A 15,278-nucleotide genomic window follows, 5' to 3' on the forward strand; every position below is an offset into this window, starting at 1 on the left:
CATGCCGGATACGTTTGTGCAGACTGATTACGCCGTCACCCAATCGTCGCTTGCAACCGGGGCGGGCCATACGTTTTCGGCCAAGTCAGGCCGCCACCGCCTTGCGCACCATGTCCCAGTAGATCGCCTCGATATCGCCCCGCGCCAGCCGCCCGCCCTCGCGATACCAGGTGTTCACCCCGGTCAGCATGGCGATAATCGCCAGCGCGGCCAGCTTGCTGTCGGGCAGGTCGAAACTGCGCGCCGCCTGCCCCGCCCGCAGGATCATTTCCAGCCGATCCTCATACTGACGGCGCAGGGCTTCGATCACGGCGAAATTCTCGGGCTCCAGGTTGCGCAGCTCCATATAGGCGATGAAGACCAGTTCGGGCCGGTCCAGGTGGTAGCGGATATGGTGGCGGCAGAACGCCTCCAACTGATCCACGGCAGACCCCTCCGGCACCTGCCAGCTTGCCAGCAGATCCTCAAGGTGATCGCGCATGAGATCAAAAAGAAGTGTCTGTTTATCAGGGGTATAGAGGTAAAGCGCACCCGCCTGCACGCCGACCTCCGCCGCGATCTGGCGCATGGAAACGGCGGCGAATCCGTGTCGCGCAAAGAGGCGCAGCGCCGCGTCGCGCACCTTGGGGCCGGTGATGTCGGCGTGGGAACCTTGTTTGCGTGCCATGGGGGGCACATTATCTGAACACACGTTCAATTCAAGCAGATGCTGGACGCGGGTGCGGCTTCCGCGATACAAAATAACAACGGCACATCATGCAGGCAGGCAATGCGGACTCTCACCCTCATCACGGTTCTCGCCCTCGTCGCCGCCTGTTCCATTCGCGCGCCCGAGCTTGACGCCTCGATCACCGATCAGAGCCGCGCCGCCGACTGGCCCGAGCTGGTGCCCCTCGGGCCGATCCTGACCCGGACCGAGCTTGCCGGGCCACCCCGCGCCGAAGCCGCGGGCCGCAGCCTGGAATGGCGCGCCGCCGATCTGCGCCGCCGCGCCGCCATCCTGCGCCGGATGCAGGTAAATTAGGGCAACAGCCTCTCGTTGCACCCCCCGGACGGGTCGGCTAACAGTTGCGCGACCGATTTCATTCCTGCCGGAGGCCCGCGCCACATGTCAGACCCGCTTCGCCTTGGCATCGCCGGGCTTGGCACCGTTGGATGCGGTGTCGTCAAGATCATCCAGCAAAAGGCCAACCTGCTGGCCGCGCGTGCCGGACGGCCCGTGGTGATCACCGCCGTCTCCGCCCGCACCCGCGACAAGGATCGCGGCGTCGACCTTTCGGCCTACGCGTGGGAGGATGACCCGGTCGTGCTGGCCGCGCGCGACGACGTGGACGTGTTCGTGGAACTGATGGGCGGGTCGGATGGCCCGGCCAAGGCCGCGACCGAGGCCGCGATCGCGGCGGGCAAGGACGTGGTCACCGCGAACAAGGCGATGCTGGCGGTGAATGGCCAGGCGCTGGCGGAACTGGCCGAGGCCGCAGGCCGCGTGATCCGGTTCGAGGCCGCCGTCGCGGGCGGCATCCCGGTGGTCAAGGCCCTGACCGAGGGGCTGGCCGGCAACCAGATTTCCCGCGTCATGGGCGTGATGAACGGCACCTGCAACTATATCCTGACGCGGATGCAATCGGCGGGCCTCAGCTATGACGAGGTCTTCGAGGAGGCCAACAAGCTCGGCTACCTGGAAGCCGACCCCAATCTCGACGTGGGCGGCATCGACGCAGGGCACAAGCTGGCGCTGCTCTCGGCCATCGCCTTCGGCACGGCGGTCGATTTCGACGGCGTGACGCTGGAGGGCATCGGACAGGTCACCATCGAGGATATCGAACAGGCCGCCGATATGGGTTTCCGCATCAAGCTGCTCGGCGTCGCGCGCATGACCGGACGGGGGCTGGAGCAGCGCATGACGCCCTGCCTTGTTCCCGCCGACAGCCCGCTTGGGCAATTGGAGGGCGGCACCAACATGGTCGTTCTGGAAGGCGATGCCGTCGGCCAGATCGTGCTGCGCGGCGCGGGCGCGGGCGAAGGCCCCACCGCCAGCGCGGTCCTGTCCGACGTGATGGATATCGCGCGCGGCATCCGGCTGCCCACCTTCGGCCAGCCCGCCGCCGGGCTGGAACATGCCGCCCGCGCCGCCGTCGCGGTTTCGGCCCCCTACTATTTGCGCCTGAACCTCACCGACAAGCCCGGCGCGCTGGCCAAGGTGGCCTCGGTCCTGGGCGATTGCGGCATTTCCATCGACCGGATGCGCCAGCCAGAACATGGCGGCAGCGAGGCCCCGGTGCTGATCGTCACGCACAAGGTCTCGGCCCCGTCGCTGGCCGACGCGCTGGAAGCACTGCCGCAGACCGATGTGGTCCTGGGCCAGCCCGTGGCGTTGAGGATCGAAAACATCTGACGCGCGGCAGGCGGCCCGTCGACGGGCCGCGTATGCGCTCGGTCGACCGAGCGCGCGCGCCCCTGTTAGCGCAACCCTGACGCGACACGGGCTTGCGCGGCTTTCCGGCCACGGGTTACAGACAGGGGCAACCTCTATCCCACGAAGGACACCGGCCCCATGCCCACGAAAACCGATTTCAACGATCGCATGCTCTCGCTCGGGCTGGCCCGCGTCTCCGAGGCTGCCGCCATCGCCTCGGCCGGCCTGATCGGGCGCGGCGATGAGAAAGCCGCCGACCAGGCCGCCGTCAACGCGATGCGCGACCAGCTCAACAAGCTCGACATCGCGGGCGTCGTGGTGATCGGCGAGGGCGAACGCGACGAGGCCCCGATGCTCTATATCGGCGAGGAGGTCGGCAGCGGCAACGGCCCCGGCGTCGATATCGCGCTGGACCCGCTGGAGGGCACGACGCTGACCGCCAAGGACATGCCGAACGCGCTGACCGTCATTGCCATGGGGCCGCGCGGATCCATGCTGCATGCGCCCGATGTCTACATGGAGAAACTGGCGATCGGTCCGGGCTACCCGGAGGGTATCGTGTCCCTGGACATGCCCCCCGCCACCCGTGTCTCGGCGCTGGCATCCGCGAAGGGCTGCCTGCCCAAGGACATCACCGTCTGCATCCTCGAACGCCCCCGCCACCAGGAGCTGATCGCCGAGATCCGCTCGACCGGGGCCGCGATCCGCCTGATCACCGATGGCGATGTCGCGGGCGTCATGCATTGCGCCGAGGCCGAGGCCACCGGCATCGACATGTATATGGGCGAAGGCGGCGCACCCGAAGGCGTGCTGGCCGCCGCCGCGCTGAAATGTATGGGCGGGCAGATGTATGGCCGCCTCGTATTCCGCAACGACGATGAACGCGGCCGCGCGGGAAAGGCCGGGATCACCGACCTCGACAAGATCTATGGCCGCGACGAGATGGTGACCGAGGATGTGATCTTTTCCGCCACCGGCGTCACCAACGGCTCGATCCTGTCGGGCATCAAGCGCGAGGTCGGTTGGGTCACGACCGAGACCCTGCTGATGCGCTCCAAGACCGGATCGGTGCGGCGCATGACCTACCGCACGCCCGTCGCGCCCGAGGCATGACCAGCACGATCCTGAACGTCACGGCCTCGGCCACCGGGCGGCACTGGGTGGGCCTGTCACCCGAAGAGGACCGCCTGTCGGAGGCGCTGGCGCAACGGGCCGATATCGCGCCTGCGCTGGCCCGCGTGCTGGCCCGGCGCGGCGTGCTGCCGGAGACCGCCGACAGCTACCTGGCCCCTGCCCTGCGCGACCTGCTGCCCGATCCGCTGCGCCTGAAGGATATGGGGGTCGCCGCAACCCGCGTGCTTGCCGCCATGGCCGACCGCGAACGCATCGCGATCTTTGCCGATTACGATGTCGATGGCGGCACCTCCGCCGCCCTGCTGATCGACTGGCTGCGCCAGCAGGGCCATGCCGCGACGCTCTACATTCCCGACCGCATCGACGAGGGCTATGGCCCGAACGAGGCCGCGATGGCCGAGCTCGCCACATCCCACGACCTGATCATCTGCGTCGATTGCGGAACCCTGTCGCACGACCCCATCGCGGCGGCCAGGGGCGCGGAGGTTATCGTGCTCGACCACCACCTGGGTGGCGCGGAGCTGCCCGATTGCGTCGCCGTGGTGAACCCCAACCGGCAGGATGAACCGGGCGACCTGGGCTATCTCTGCGCCGCCGCCGTCGTGTTCCTGATGCTGGTCGAGGCGGGCCGTCAGTTGCGGGAAGCGGGCCGCAAGGGCCCCGACCTGATGGCGATGCTGGACCTCGTGGCGCTGGCCACCGTGGCCGATGTGGCGCAACTGACCGGTGTGAACCGCGCCTTCGTGCGGCAGGGCCTCAAGGTCATGGCGCGGCGCGACCGCCCTGGCCTGGTGGCGCTCTGCGACGTGGCGCGGCTGGACCGGGCGCCGACCTCCTACCATCTCGGCTTCGTCCTCGGCCCGCGCGTCAATGCCGGGGGCCGCATCGGCGAGGCCGACCTGGGCGCGCGCCTCCTGGCCTGCACCGATCCGGCCGAGGCACGAGCGATGGCCGAACGTCTGGACATGTTCAACACCGACCGGCGCGAGATCGAGGCCAATGTGCGCGATGCGGCCCTGGCGCAGGCCGAGGCGCGCTGTCTCGACGCGCCGTTGGTCTGGGCCGCCGACGAGGGCTGGCACCCCGGTGTCGTCGGCATCGTGGCAAGCCGCCTGAAAGAGGCCACCAACCGCCCCGCCGTGGTGATCGGCTTCGACGGCGATGACGGCAAGGGCTCGGGCCGCTCAATCGCGGGCGTCGATCTGGGTGCGTCGATCCAGAAACTGGCCGCCGAGGGGCTGATCCAGAAAGGGGGCGGCCACCGCATGGCAGCGGGCCTGAGCCTGAGCCGCGCGCAGCTAGAACCCGCCATGGCCCGCCTCTCGGAGCTCTTGGCCAAACAGGGCGCGGGCGAGGCCGGCCCCGCCGACCTGCGCATCGACGCCATGCTGATGCCGGGCGGCGCAACAGTCGAGCTGATCGAGGCTTTGGAGACGGCAGGCCCGTTTGGCGCCGGGTCCCCCGCCCCGCGCTTCGTGTTTCCGTCGCAGAGCATCCGCTTCACCAAGCCGGTGGGCGACGGCCACCTGAAATTCAGCTTCTCCGATGGCGGCCCCGTCACGCTGGAGGCCATCGCCTTCAATGCCCGCAGCACCGGGCTGGCCGACCTGATCGAAGGCCACGCAGGCCGCCCAATCCACCTTGCGGGCCGGATCGAGGTCAACCACTGGAACGGCCGCCAGAGCGTGCAATTGCGGCTGGAGGATGCCGCCTTGGCATGACGGAAGACCTTCGAAAATTTCCTTGCCCGATGCGTCAATTTCCCCTTGCGCATCACACCGGCTTTTCCTAGAACCCGCCTCACCGCCAAGCGTGGCCCGTTCGTCTATCGGTTAGGACGCCAGGTTTTCAACCTGGAAAGAGGGGTTCGATTCCCCTACGGGCTGCCACTTGACCTCTCCTTTATCGCGTCGGGTTCCGGCTTGCCTTTACCGCAAGGCCCATGATTGTAATGCACATTCATCCCGTTGCGCAGGCCGCTCTTCGACCAGGAAAGGTCCCCCATGTCCAAACTGACGGAATCCGCGAAAGGCGTCTACGTCATCGCCCCCACCCCCTTCGATGATGGCGGGGCGATCGATGACGGCAGCATCGACACCATGGTGGAGTTCTTCCTGTCCGCAGGGGCCGACGGTCTGACGATCATGGGTATGATGGGCGAGGCGGAGAAACTCACGCAAGACGAATCCGTCGCCGTGATGACGCGCGTGATGGCCGCCGTCGCGGACCGCGTTCCGGTCATTGTCGGCGTGTCCTCGCCCGGGCTTGCCTCTCTGGTCGGGCTCTCGCGCACCGCGATGGATCTCGGCGCCGCCGGGGTCATGGTCGCCCCCACCCCTGCCTTGCGCACCGACGCACAGATCAAGGGCTATTTCGCGACCGTCGCCGACTCGCTCGGCCCCGATACGCCTTTCGTTTTGCAGGATTTTCCGCTGGCCACCGGGGTCCGGATCGACGCCTCGGTCATCATCGACATCATCCACGACCACCCCAGTTGCGTGATGCTGAAGCACGAGGATTGGCCGGGCCTGTCCAAGATCTCTGCCTTGCGCAAAGCGTCCGATGTGGGCGGCCGCCGGATCTCGATCCTGTGCGGCAATTCGGGGCTGTTCCTGCCCGAAGAGATGGCGCGCGGCGCCGATGGCGCGATGACCGGCTTCGCCTTCCCCGAGATGATGATTGGCGTTTGCCGCCACGCGCAAGCAGGCGATCACGACAAGGCGCGCGACCTCTTTGACGCCTATCTGCCCTTGATCCGATATGAAAGCCAGCCGGGTCTGGGGCTTGCCCTGCGCAAACACGTGCTGGCCCATCGCGGCATCATCGCGAACGCGGCCCTGCGCCGCCCCGGCCCCAAACTCGCCCCGCAGGACATCGCGGAGATCGACACGCTTATGGACCGACAGGCCAAACGGCTTGCCGCCCTGGACGCGGCATGATGCGCCGCCCGCCTCATTGCGATAGCCGGGCGACCACGGCCTCCACCTCGGGGGCCTGGCGCTTTTCTGCGTCGCATCGGATGAAGTAGCACCAATCCTCGTCTATGGTGTGATCGGACAGCGTGACCAGGCGGCCCGCGGCCAGGTCGCGGCCGAGGAACCACTTTCGGCAGATCGCGACACCCAGACCGGCCACCGCCGCGCCTTGCAACAGGGCCGAGCCTTCCAGCATCAGGCCCGAGCCACTGGCCGGTTGGCGCGGGTGGCTTGAGCGCTCGTACCAGAGCGACCACATCCGCAGGTCTTCATCGAACAGAAGCGGTCCGGTCGTCAGCAACTCGTCCGGCTCCCGTCCCGCCAGCAGTGCGGGCGCGCAGACCGGAACCGCGTCGCCGGGGGCAAGCACGATATCATGCGTCATCAGCTGCGCGCGGCGGGCAAAGCGGATCTCGATATCGGGCGGCGGCGTCACCGGCCTGTCGGTCTGCAGAAGCGTGACATGCAGGTTGATCTCGGGATGCGCCGCGCTGAACCCCTTGAGGCGCGGCATCAGCCACCCGGTCGCCACCAGCGGCAGGCAGGCGATCGAGACACTGCGCAGCCCGCGCATCGGCAGCCGGTCCATCTCGTGCCGGATCGCGTCGAAGGCCTCATGCGTGACGCCCGCCAGGCTGCGGCCCGCATCGGTCAGCGTGGTCACGCGGCCCTGGCGAATGAACAAGGGCTCGCTGGCCCAGGCCTCCAGGATCTTGACCTGGTGGCTGATCGCAGAATGCGACACGTTCAGTTGATGCGCGGCATCGGTGATCGAGCCGGTCTGGTGGATCGCCTCCAGCGCGCGCAGGGCCTTGAGCGGTGGCAGGCGTCGTGTCGAGCTCATCTGTCCAATATGTTAGTTTTTTGAACGCTATCCAAGTTATTTGTGCTTTTTAAGTTAGGGTTTTGATTTCAGGATGAGAGGATGGACAGGCATTCGGAGGACAATGTGCAGCGGAAGTTACGGCTATGCATGGCCCAGATGACATCGACCAACCGCCATGCGGGCAATATCGCCTTCGTTGAGGCGGCGGCTGCCCACGCCGCCGACCAGGGCTGCCACCTGCTCGCCCTGCCGGAAGCCGCGGGCATGATGAACAAGGACCGCGACGACGCGCGCAGCCAGATCACGCAGGAGGCCGATGACCCTTTCGTCACCGCCTGCAAGACGCTGGCGGCCAGGCACGGGATCTGGATTCAAACCGGCTCGACCCCGGTTGCCAGCGGCGACGGGCGCTTTCTGAACCACGGCAACCTGATCGACGACACCGGCGCGTCGGTGGCGCAATACGACAAGATCCACCTCTTCGACGTGTTCCTGGAGGGTCGCCCGCCCACCGGCGAATCGAACCGCTACGCACCGGGCCGGGAGGCCGTGCTGGTCGATACGCCCTGGGGCCCATGGGGCCTGACCATCTGCTATGACCTTCGGTTCCCGCATCTCTACCGCGATTTCGCCAAGCGGGGGGCCACGGTGATGTTCATCCCCTCGGCCTTCACCGTCCCCACCGGCGACGCGCATTGGGAAACCCTGTTGCGCGCGCGCGCCATCGAGAACGGGGCCTTCGTGGTCGCGGCGGCGCAGGTGGGCCTTCACGATGACGGGCGCAGAACCTGGGGCCACTCGATGATCGTCGATCCCTGGGGTAAGGTGATGGTCGATATGGGTGGATCCGAGCCGGGTCTTGCCGTTGTCGATCTCGACCTCGACCAGGTCACACGCACCCGCGACCAGATCCCGTCCCTGCGCAATGAACGCGACTACACGCTGCGGCATGTCACGGCCAGCGGCACCTGATCTTCACATCTCCCAGGAGGACTTGTCATGAAAACCACACGCAGAACCCTACTTGCCAGCGCCGCCGCAATCGGCACGGTCACGGCCCTGAAACCGTTTCGCGCCTATGCGCAGCAGGCGCGCCCCGACCTGGTGATCGCGGTCGACAACCTTTGGGAGACGATGGACCCGGTGATCGGCATCTCGACCTCGGGCGGCCGGGTGCATTCCAACCTTTTCGACACGCTTGTGCGCCGCAACCGGTGGGAAGACCCCGACGGGACCGAGCTTGTGCCCTGGCTTGCCACCAGTTGGGAACGCACGACGCCGACGATCTGGACGTTCCACCTGCGCGAGGGGGTCAAGTTCCATGATGGCCATGTGATGGATGCCGAGGATGTGGCTTTCTCGATCTCCGAGCAGCGGCTCTGGGGTGAGGAGCCCGACGCGCCGCGCGGCACGCGCTATGTCGCGGGCATCATCCGGGTCGAAGCGGTCGGCCCCCTGACCGTCGAGATCGAGACCGAGGCCCCCGACCCCTCGATCGCCTACCGCATGGTCACGCCGATCGGCTTTGTCCTGCCCAAGCATTACTACGAGGAGGTCGGCAAGGACGCCTTTGGCCAGGCCCCGATGGGCACTGGCCCCTACAAGCTGGTCTCGTTCGACCCGTCGACCGAACTGGTGGCCGAGGCCTTTGACGATTACTGGAATGCGCCGGTCCCTGCGGCGAGCCTGACCTTCCGCATCGTCCCCGAGTTCTCTACCCGCTACGCAGGTCTCGCCGCGGGCGAATTTGACGTCATCGTCAATATCCCCGCCGACCAGGTGGCACAGGTGCGCGATACGCCGGGCGTCGAGGTGATGGAGAAATCCATCGAGAACTACCCGATGTTCGCCTTCAACACGCTGGAAACCGAGGATCTGCCCAACAACCCGCTGACCGATCCGAACCTGCGCAAGGCGATGGTCTCGGCCATCGACCGCGAGGCCATCGTCGAGGCGCTCTGGGGCGACGCAACCTTCGTGCCGACGCCGTTCAACTTCCCCGAATACGGGCCCTATTACGACCCCGACCGGGAACGCGCCTACCCTTACGACCCGGACCGCGCCCGCGAGCTTCTGGCGCAATCGGATTACGCCGGGGAGGAGCTGATCTGGCACATCACGCGCGGCTTCTACCCGAATTACGAAGTTGCGGCCGAGTTCATGGTCGAGCAGTGGCGCGATATCGGGGTCAACGTGCGCATCCGCATCGTCGACAACTTCTCGCTGGCCTATCAGCGCCCGTTCCACCTGCTCAACATGTCGATGTCCAGCGAGTTCTCCGGCGACCCCTACCGCCCGCTCTGGCTGGACTGGGGGCCCAATTCCAGCCGCACCCGCGCCGCGCACCGGACGTGGGAGCCGACCGAGCGGTTCCTGGAAATCGGCGAACGCTTCGCGGCGGCGCAGGAATTCGACGAACGTCATGCGGCCTATCTGGACCTCGTCGAGGAATGGGAAAACGTCACCCCCGGCATGTACCTGTGGCGCAACGTGGTCAGCTACGGCGTGCGTGAAGACCTTGACTGGGATCCGGGCAATGACTCGGTCACCATCTTCGACCGGATGTATATGGGCTGAATGACGCCCACGGACCTCTCTCCCGTCCTGGCGGTGCGCGATCTGACCATCGCGTTGCCGCCGGGTGCCGACCGCGCCCACGCGGTCACCGGTATCGACCTGACGATCGAACCCGGCCAGACGTTGTGCCTCGTGGGCGAAAGCGGGTCGGGCAAATCCGTGGTCGCGCAGGCGATCATGGGCATGTTGCCTCCGGCCCTGCCCATGACCAGCGGCGAGATCGCCCTGCAAGGCACCCCCAACCCGCCGCAGCGCGCCTCGGCCTATCACCGCCTGCGCGGGCCCAAGGTGGCGATGGTGTTTCAGGACGCGATCTCCAGCCTCGACCCGATTCAGCGCGTGGGCCGCCAGTTGGAGGAAATCCTCGAAGTTCACGGCGTGCCGAAATCCGAGCGCCGCGCCCGCGTCATGGACATGCTGGCCGCCGTGCTCCTGCCCGACCCGGACCGCGCCTATCGCTCCTACCCGCATGAGATGTCGGGCGGACAGGCACAGCGCATCGTCATTGCGGGCGCGCTGCTGCTGAACCCCGCGCTCCTGATCGCCGATGAGCCGACCACCGCGCTCGATGTCACGACGCAGGCCGAGATCCTCGAACTGATCGAGAAGCTCAAGGTCGAATTCGACACTTCGGTCCTGTTCATCACCCATGATTTCGGCGTTGTGGCCGATATCGCCGACCATGTCGTGGTGATGAAGGACGGTATTGCCGTCGAATCCGGCACCGCCCCCTCCGTTCTTCAAGACCCGCAGCACGACTACACCAAACGCCTGCTGGCCGCCGCAGCCCTGGCCCCTGCACGCGACCAGGCCGCGGATGGCGCGGCGATCTTCCAGGTCCGCGACCTGTCGCTGACCTACCGCCGGGGGCTGTTCTTCAACCGCACCGAGGTGCCCGCCGTGCGCGAGGTGACGCTGGACCTGCACAAGGGGCAGACCCTCGCCGTGGTCGGCGAAAGCGGCTCGGGCAAATCCTCGTTGGCCAAGTGCCTGTTGCGCTTGCAGGACACGGATGGCGGGCAGATGATCTTCAAGGGACGGGACATCACCGCGCTGCAAGGAGCGGCCCTGCGCGATTTCCGCTCCAAGGTGCAGGTGGTGCTGCAAGACCCGTTCGGCGCGCTCGACCCGCGCTTCAAGACTATCGACGCGATTGCCGAGGGGCCGATCATCCACGGTGTGCCGAAGGCTGAGGCTCGCGAGCGCGCGCTGAGGATGCTGGAGCTTGTCGGCCTGACCCCGCAGGCCGCCGACCGCTACCCGCAGGAGTTTTCCGGCGGCCAGCGGCAGCGCATCTGCATCGCCCGCGCGCTGGTGCTGGAACCCGAGGTGCTGATCGCGGATGAGGCGGTCTCGGCGCTGGATGTGTCGATTCAGGTGCAGGTGCTGGACCTATTCACCGACCTTCAGGACCGCCTGGGGTTCTCGATGGTGTTCATCACCCATGACCTGCATGTCGCGGCCGCGATCTCGGACAACGTGTTGGTGATGCAGCATGGCCGCGTCGTAGAACAGGGGCCGACGGCGCAAATCTTCGCCAACCCGCGCGACCCTTACACGCGGGCCCTTCTGCAATCGGCACCGGGGCAGAAGCGGGGGCTGGTGGCATGATCGGCTTCATCCTCTCGCGCGTCGCCCGCGCCATCATCACGCTGCTGGTGACGGTCACGCTGGTCTTTGTCTTCATCCGCTTTTCCGGCGATCCGGCGGCAGCCCTCGCCCCGCCCGACGCGCCGCAGGAGGTGATCGAGCAATACCGCCGCGCGCTTGGTCTCGATCAACCGTTCTGGGTGCAATATACCGGCTACCTGGGCCGTTTGATCCAGGGCGATTTCGGCTATTCGATCCATTCGGGGCGCCCGTCGCTGCAAATCTTCCTCGACCGCCTGCCCGCCACCTTGCGCCTTGGCGGCACCGCGCTTCTGATTTCGCTGGTCTGCGGCATCACGCTTGGGGCCGTGGCCGCGCTGAACCGGGGCAGGCCCATCGACCGGGGCGTAATGGCCTTTTCCGTCTTCGCCTTCGCCATGCCGAATTTCCTCTTCGGTCTTGTCGTGATCCTTGTCGGATCGCTGGCGTTCCAAGTCTATCTGGGCGGTCAGGGGGCCAGCAGCACCGCACTTGGCCTGATCGCGCCTGCCCTGACGCTTGGCCTGGCGTCGATGGGCAGCTACGCGCGGTTCACGCGGTCATCGCTCTTGGAGACCATCAACAAGCCCTTCATGCTGGCCGCCGAGGCGCGCGGCATCCCCTATAAACGCCGCCTCATTCGCCACGCCCTGCCCAATGCCGCCATTCCACTGGTGACGCTGGTGGGTCTGTCGCTCGGCTCTCTCATCGCCGGGTCCGTGGTGACCGAGCAGGTCTTTGCCTGGCCCGGTGTCGGCCAGCTTCTGGTGCGCTCGGTCGCCACGCGCGACATCGCCACGGTGCAGTTCCTGGTGCTGGCGATTGCCGCGACCATGATCACCGCCAACCTCATCGTCGATCTGCTCTACCTCGTGATCGACCCGCGCATCCGGGCCAAGTGACTTGAGCGACGCCACCACATATCAGCGCCCCGCCATCCCCTGGGCCGTTCGCCTGGCGCTTGGCTTCATCGCGGTCTTCGTCCTCTTCGCCCTCTTCGGCCAGTGGCTGTCACCGCACGAGTTCCGCGCCACGTCGCTCCTCGATCGGCTGCGGCCCCCGGTCGGGTTCGGCGGCACCTGGGACTATCCGCTCGGCACCGATGCGCGCGGGCGCGACCTGCTGGTGCGCCTGGCCGTGGGGGCGCAGATAACGCTGATCGTCGCCGTTGTCGGCACCCTGATCGGCGCGGTCCTGGGCTCGCTTCTGGGCGTGCTGGCCGCCGCACGGCGCGGCTTTGTCGAAACCGTCGTGGTGGGCGCGGTCGATGTACAGGCGTCGCTTCCGATCATCGTCGTGGCCCTCTTCGTGCTGGCCATGTTCGACAGCAGTTTCACCCTCTTCCTCCTCCTCATCGGCCTGACCGGGTGGGAGGTCTATGCCCGCCTGATGCGCGGTGCGGTGCTGTCGGCCAAGGAACAGGGCTATGTCACCGCCGTGCGCGCGCTCGGGGCCTCGCCCTACCGCATCTACCTGCGCCATATCCTGCCCAACGTGGTCTCGGTCGCGCTGGTCCAGTTCACCGTGAACATGCCGCTGACGGTGCTGCTGGAAACCGCGCTCAGCTTCCTTGGGCTTGGCGTGCAATCGCCGCTGACCAGCCTGGGCCAGATCATGAGCGAGGGGCGCGACCGCCTGCTGACCGCCTGGTGGCTGACGCTCTTCCCCGGCGTGATCATCTTCCTGCTGGCGCTGTCGATCAGCCTGGTGGGGGACTGGGTCCGCGACCGCTTCGACCCGACATTGAGATCCGAAAACTGAGGGTTCCCCCCATGTCCAAGCCCCTGCCCCGTCCGCGGAAATACACCATCGGCCCCGAGCCCGCCGCGCTGGAGCCCGACCTGATCAGGCTGATGGGCCGGCTTGAGACGACGATGCTTGGCCACATCCTCTACTGGGGCAGCATGGATCGTGGCATTCAGGCCAGCCGGGGGTTCGGGCCCCGTACCGTGGGCCGCGCCCTGACCGTGCAATGCCCGGCGGCGGATTCGACGATGCTGCACCACGCCATTGGCCTCGCGCGGCCCGGCGACATGCTGGTGATCGACCGGTTGGGCGATGACAAATACGCCTGCCTGGGGGATGGAGTCGCCTCTGCCGCCCAACTGGCAGGGATCGTGGGCGCGGTGATCGACGGGCCCTGCACCGATGCCGACGAAATGGCCGGGATGGGCTTTCCCGTCTGGTGCCGCGGCACCGCGCCGGTGACAACACGCCTTCTGAACATCGCGGGCCGCGCGCATGTGCCGGTCAGCTGCGGCGGCGTCGTTGTGATGCCCGGCGCGGTGGTGCTGGCAGATGCCGATGGTGTCTTTGCCCTGCCGGCGGATGAGGCCCGCGCCATGGGCGAGATTGCCTTGACCCGAGGCCAGATCGCGCAGGAGCGTCGCGCCAATCGCGAACCGGGCGTGCCGCTTGGCCGGATTACCGGCGCGACCGCTCTGGTCGAGGCCGAGTTGAATGACGGCAGGGGCTGAGGGCCTAGGACGCCTCCGCCCCGCCCGCCTCATCCGAGAATGACGCGATCAATTGCGCACAGGCCCGCATCGCCAGGTCGTATTTCTTCGCCTTGATCTGGTCCTGCACCCGCAACAGCGCCTCCGGCGTGTTGTCCCGGTCGAACGCCCGCGCGCCCAGGGCCTCCCGGCGCTGCACCGTCAGGTATCGGGTCTCCTTGTCGGTGGTCCCGTAGGAGTATTTGTAGGGCTCGTTCCCATGGCAGAAATCATAGACCCGGTAGCCATGCGCGATGGCCCATTCGATGCTGCCCAGATGCAGGATTTGCCCCGCGAAGGGCACGTCCGCATCGACATCGCGCCCCGCCACGATGAAATGGACGGTCTTCTGTTCATGGTCGAGGATATGCCCCAAGGCCCCTAGGGGCGTATCCCCGCGCCACAGCACCGGCAGGAACAGCGTGTCCGTCTCAAGCCCCGCGCGCAGCGTGCGCCGGTACATGTCGGCGGCCTTCGCGGCGGTCGCGGCCCCCTTCTTCGGGATCCATTTCCGACCCCAGAACTCCAGCAGGATCTCCAGATGCGCGTCAAACGTCTCGGCGCCGGTATCGGTCAGGTGAAGTTCGCCCGTGTTCAGGTGCTTGCGCTCCAGCCGTCGGAACTTCTGCCGTGAATTCGCGCTGAGGCCCTCGTTCAGGAACGCGTCGAAACTGTCCGGCAGGGTCACCTGCGGCGACACCAGGTTGTCGGTCTCGCCCTTGTTGATGAGGTAGGGGCGAAATCTGGTCGAATACTCCGCCCGCGCAAACCCGGCCCGAAACGCCTTGATCCGGTCGATCTGGTCGACATAGCGCAGCGAGAGCGTGGTCCAGGGCATCTGGTCCAGCGTCTGCGCGAGGGCGGGCAGCGCCACCTCCTCCCAATCCGGGTCGCAGATGAAGCCGGTATATTCACCGCCGATGAGCCGCCCGGCGGCCTGATACTGGGTCTGGAACTCGGATTTCGACCGGCTCCAATGCACGCGCGACTTCAGCGGCAGGATCGCGACAACCTGGTCCGACACTGCATCGGCCCGCGCGACAAGCACGGTGAAGCGCCCCGGATTGTCACGAAACCCACGCATCATCCAGTCCCAGCTGAGGAACAACCCCGCCTGCGGATCGCGTCGGTGCAGTTCGGTCCAGTCGGCGCGCAAGTCCTCGACCTCCGAGAGGCTGCGCAGCAGGTGGACCGTCAGATCCTGCGAGATGTCGCGCGGGGCCATG

Annotated in this window: 14 protein-coding genes and 1 tRNA gene; 12 read left to right on the plus strand and 3 right to left on the minus strand. The window is 66.8% G+C overall.

Features of this window, described 5'->3' with window-relative positions; genetic code table 11:
* Positions 1–85: 85 nt before the first annotated feature.
* Entirely contained in the window at positions 86–667 is a 582-nt protein-coding gene (locus HNS34_RS14705) for a TetR/AcrR family transcriptional regulator (RefSeq protein ID WP_172320856.1), read from the minus strand.
* Between the two features lie 102 nt (positions 668–769).
* Between HNS34_RS14705 and HNS34_RS14710 the strand changes: the two genes are divergently transcribed.
* The 6 genes from HNS34_RS14710 (at position 770) to HNS34_RS14735 (ending at position 6,489) form a co-directional block, all read left to right on the plus strand.
* Positions 770–1,024: a hypothetical protein gene (locus HNS34_RS14710; RefSeq protein ID WP_172320857.1), complete on the plus strand. Its 255-nt coding sequence runs from the start codon at positions 770–772 to the stop codon at positions 1,022–1,024.
* Between the two features lie 84 nt (positions 1,025–1,108).
* Entirely contained in the window at positions 1,109–2,395 is a 1,287-nt protein-coding gene (locus HNS34_RS14715; protein WP_172320858.1) for a homoserine dehydrogenase, read from the plus strand.
* A 159-nt stretch (positions 2,396–2,554) separates the two neighbouring features.
* A complete protein-coding gene (glpX, locus tag HNS34_RS14720) occupies positions 2,555–3,529 on the plus strand; it encodes a class II fructose-bisphosphatase (protein WP_172320859.1) in 975 nt (324 codons plus the stop codon).
* The gene (gene recJ / locus HNS34_RS14725) at positions 3,526–5,271 is read left to right on the plus strand and encodes a single-stranded-DNA-specific exonuclease RecJ (RefSeq protein ID WP_172320860.1); all 1,746 of its coding nucleotides are present in this window, start codon (positions 3,526–3,528) and stop codon (positions 5,269–5,271) included. Before glpX ends, recJ begins: the two co-directional genes overlap by 4 nt.
* A gap of 93 nt (positions 5,272–5,364) precedes the next feature.
* Positions 5,365–5,439: transfer RNA gene (locus HNS34_RS14730), tRNA-Glu, on the plus strand.
* A gap of 114 nt (positions 5,440–5,553) precedes the next feature.
* Entirely contained in the window at positions 5,554–6,489 is a 936-nt protein-coding gene (locus tag HNS34_RS14735; RefSeq protein ID WP_172320861.1) for a dihydrodipicolinate synthase family protein, read from the plus strand.
* A 13-nt stretch (positions 6,490–6,502) separates the two neighbouring features.
* Here HNS34_RS14735 and HNS34_RS14740 read toward each other — a convergent pair whose 3' ends face one another.
* On the minus strand, positions 6,503–7,369 hold the full coding sequence (locus HNS34_RS14740; RefSeq protein ID WP_172320862.1) for a LysR family transcriptional regulator: 867 nt from the start codon (positions 7,367–7,369) through the stop codon (positions 6,503–6,505).
* 129 nt (positions 7,370–7,498) lie between these two features.
* Between HNS34_RS14740 and HNS34_RS14745 the strand changes: the two genes are divergently transcribed.
* Genes HNS34_RS14745 through HNS34_RS14770 form a run of 6 tightly spaced genes read left to right on the plus strand, consistent with a single transcriptional unit; the run spans position 7,499 to position 14,034 of the window.
* Entirely contained in the window at positions 7,499–8,323 is an 825-nt protein-coding gene (locus HNS34_RS14745) for a carbon-nitrogen hydrolase family protein (RefSeq protein ID WP_235952750.1), read from the plus strand.
* A gap of 27 nt (positions 8,324–8,350) precedes the next feature.
* On the plus strand, positions 8,351–9,928 hold the full coding sequence (locus tag HNS34_RS14750) for an ABC transporter substrate-binding protein (protein WP_172320864.1): 1,578 nt from the start codon (positions 8,351–8,353) through the stop codon (positions 9,926–9,928).
* Positions 9,929–11,539 (plus strand): dipeptide ABC transporter ATP-binding protein, encoded by a 1,611-nt coding sequence (locus HNS34_RS14755; protein WP_172320865.1) that lies wholly within the window; start codon positions 9,929–9,931, stop codon positions 11,537–11,539.
* Positions 11,536–12,459, plus strand: coding sequence for an ABC transporter permease (locus tag HNS34_RS14760; protein WP_172320866.1), 924 nt, complete (start codon positions 11,536–11,538; stop codon positions 12,457–12,459). Before HNS34_RS14755 ends, HNS34_RS14760 begins: the two co-directional genes overlap by 4 nt.
* Position 12,460: 1 nt before the next feature.
* Positions 12,461–13,318 carry an ABC transporter permease gene (locus HNS34_RS14765; protein WP_172320867.1) on the plus strand — a complete coding sequence of 286 codons (858 nt, stop codon included), beginning with the start codon at positions 12,461–12,463 and terminating at the stop codon, positions 13,316–13,318.
* A gap of 11 nt (positions 13,319–13,329) precedes the next feature.
* A complete protein-coding gene (locus HNS34_RS14770; protein WP_172320868.1) occupies positions 13,330–14,034 on the plus strand; it encodes an RraA family protein in 705 nt (234 codons plus the stop codon).
* Between the two features lie 4 nt (positions 14,035–14,038).
* Here the strand turns inward: HNS34_RS14770 and HNS34_RS14775 are convergent, their stop codons facing one another.
* Positions 14,039–15,277, minus strand: coding sequence for a GNAT family N-acetyltransferase (locus HNS34_RS14775; RefSeq protein WP_235952755.1), 1,239 nt, complete (start codon positions 15,275–15,277; stop codon positions 14,039–14,041).
* Position 15,278 lies beyond the last annotated feature (1 nt).

The organism is Alterinioella nitratireducens (assembly GCF_013155465.1).
GTDB lineage: Bacteria > Pseudomonadota > Alphaproteobacteria > Rhodobacterales > Rhodobacteraceae > Alterinioella > Alterinioella nitratireducens.

Bases quoted from the DNA above. Each gene is read 5' to 3' on its own strand.
- HNS34_RS14705 (WP_172320856.1), bottom strand. From the start codon at position 667: ATGGCACGCAAACAAGGTTCCCACGCCGACATCACCGGCCCCAAGGTG.
- HNS34_RS14710 (WP_172320857.1), top strand. From the start codon at position 770: ATGCGGACTCTCACCCTCATCACGGTTCTCGCCCTCGTCGCCGCCTGT.
- HNS34_RS14715 (WP_172320858.1), top strand. From the start codon at position 1,109: ATGTCAGACCCGCTTCGCCTTGGCATCGCCGGGCTTGGCACCGTTGGA.
- glpX (WP_172320859.1), top strand. From the start codon at position 2,555: ATGCCCACGAAAACCGATTTCAACGATCGCATGCTCTCGCTCGGGCTG.
- recJ (WP_172320860.1), top strand. From the start codon at position 3,526: ATGACCAGCACGATCCTGAACGTCACGGCCTCGGCCACCGGGCGGCAC.
- HNS34_RS14735 (WP_172320861.1), top strand. From the start codon at position 5,554: ATGTCCAAACTGACGGAATCCGCGAAAGGCGTCTACGTCATCGCCCCC.
- HNS34_RS14740 (WP_172320862.1), bottom strand. From the start codon at position 7,369: ATGAGCTCGACACGACGCCTGCCACCGCTCAAGGCCCTGCGCGCGCTG.
- HNS34_RS14745 (WP_235952750.1), top strand. From the start codon at position 7,499: ATGGCCCAGATGACATCGACCAACCGCCATGCGGGCAATATCGCCTTC.
- HNS34_RS14750 (WP_172320864.1), top strand. From the start codon at position 8,351: ATGAAAACCACACGCAGAACCCTACTTGCCAGCGCCGCCGCAATCGGC.
- HNS34_RS14755 (WP_172320865.1), top strand. From the start codon at position 9,929: ATGACGCCCACGGACCTCTCTCCCGTCCTGGCGGTGCGCGATCTGACC.
- HNS34_RS14760 (WP_172320866.1), top strand. From the start codon at position 11,536: ATGATCGGCTTCATCCTCTCGCGCGTCGCCCGCGCCATCATCACGCTG.
- HNS34_RS14770 (WP_172320868.1), top strand. From the start codon at position 13,330: ATGTCCAAGCCCCTGCCCCGTCCGCGGAAATACACCATCGGCCCCGAG.
- HNS34_RS14775 (WP_235952755.1), bottom strand. From the start codon at position 15,277: ATGGCCCCGCGCGACATCTCGCAGGATCTGACGGTCCACCTGCTGCGC.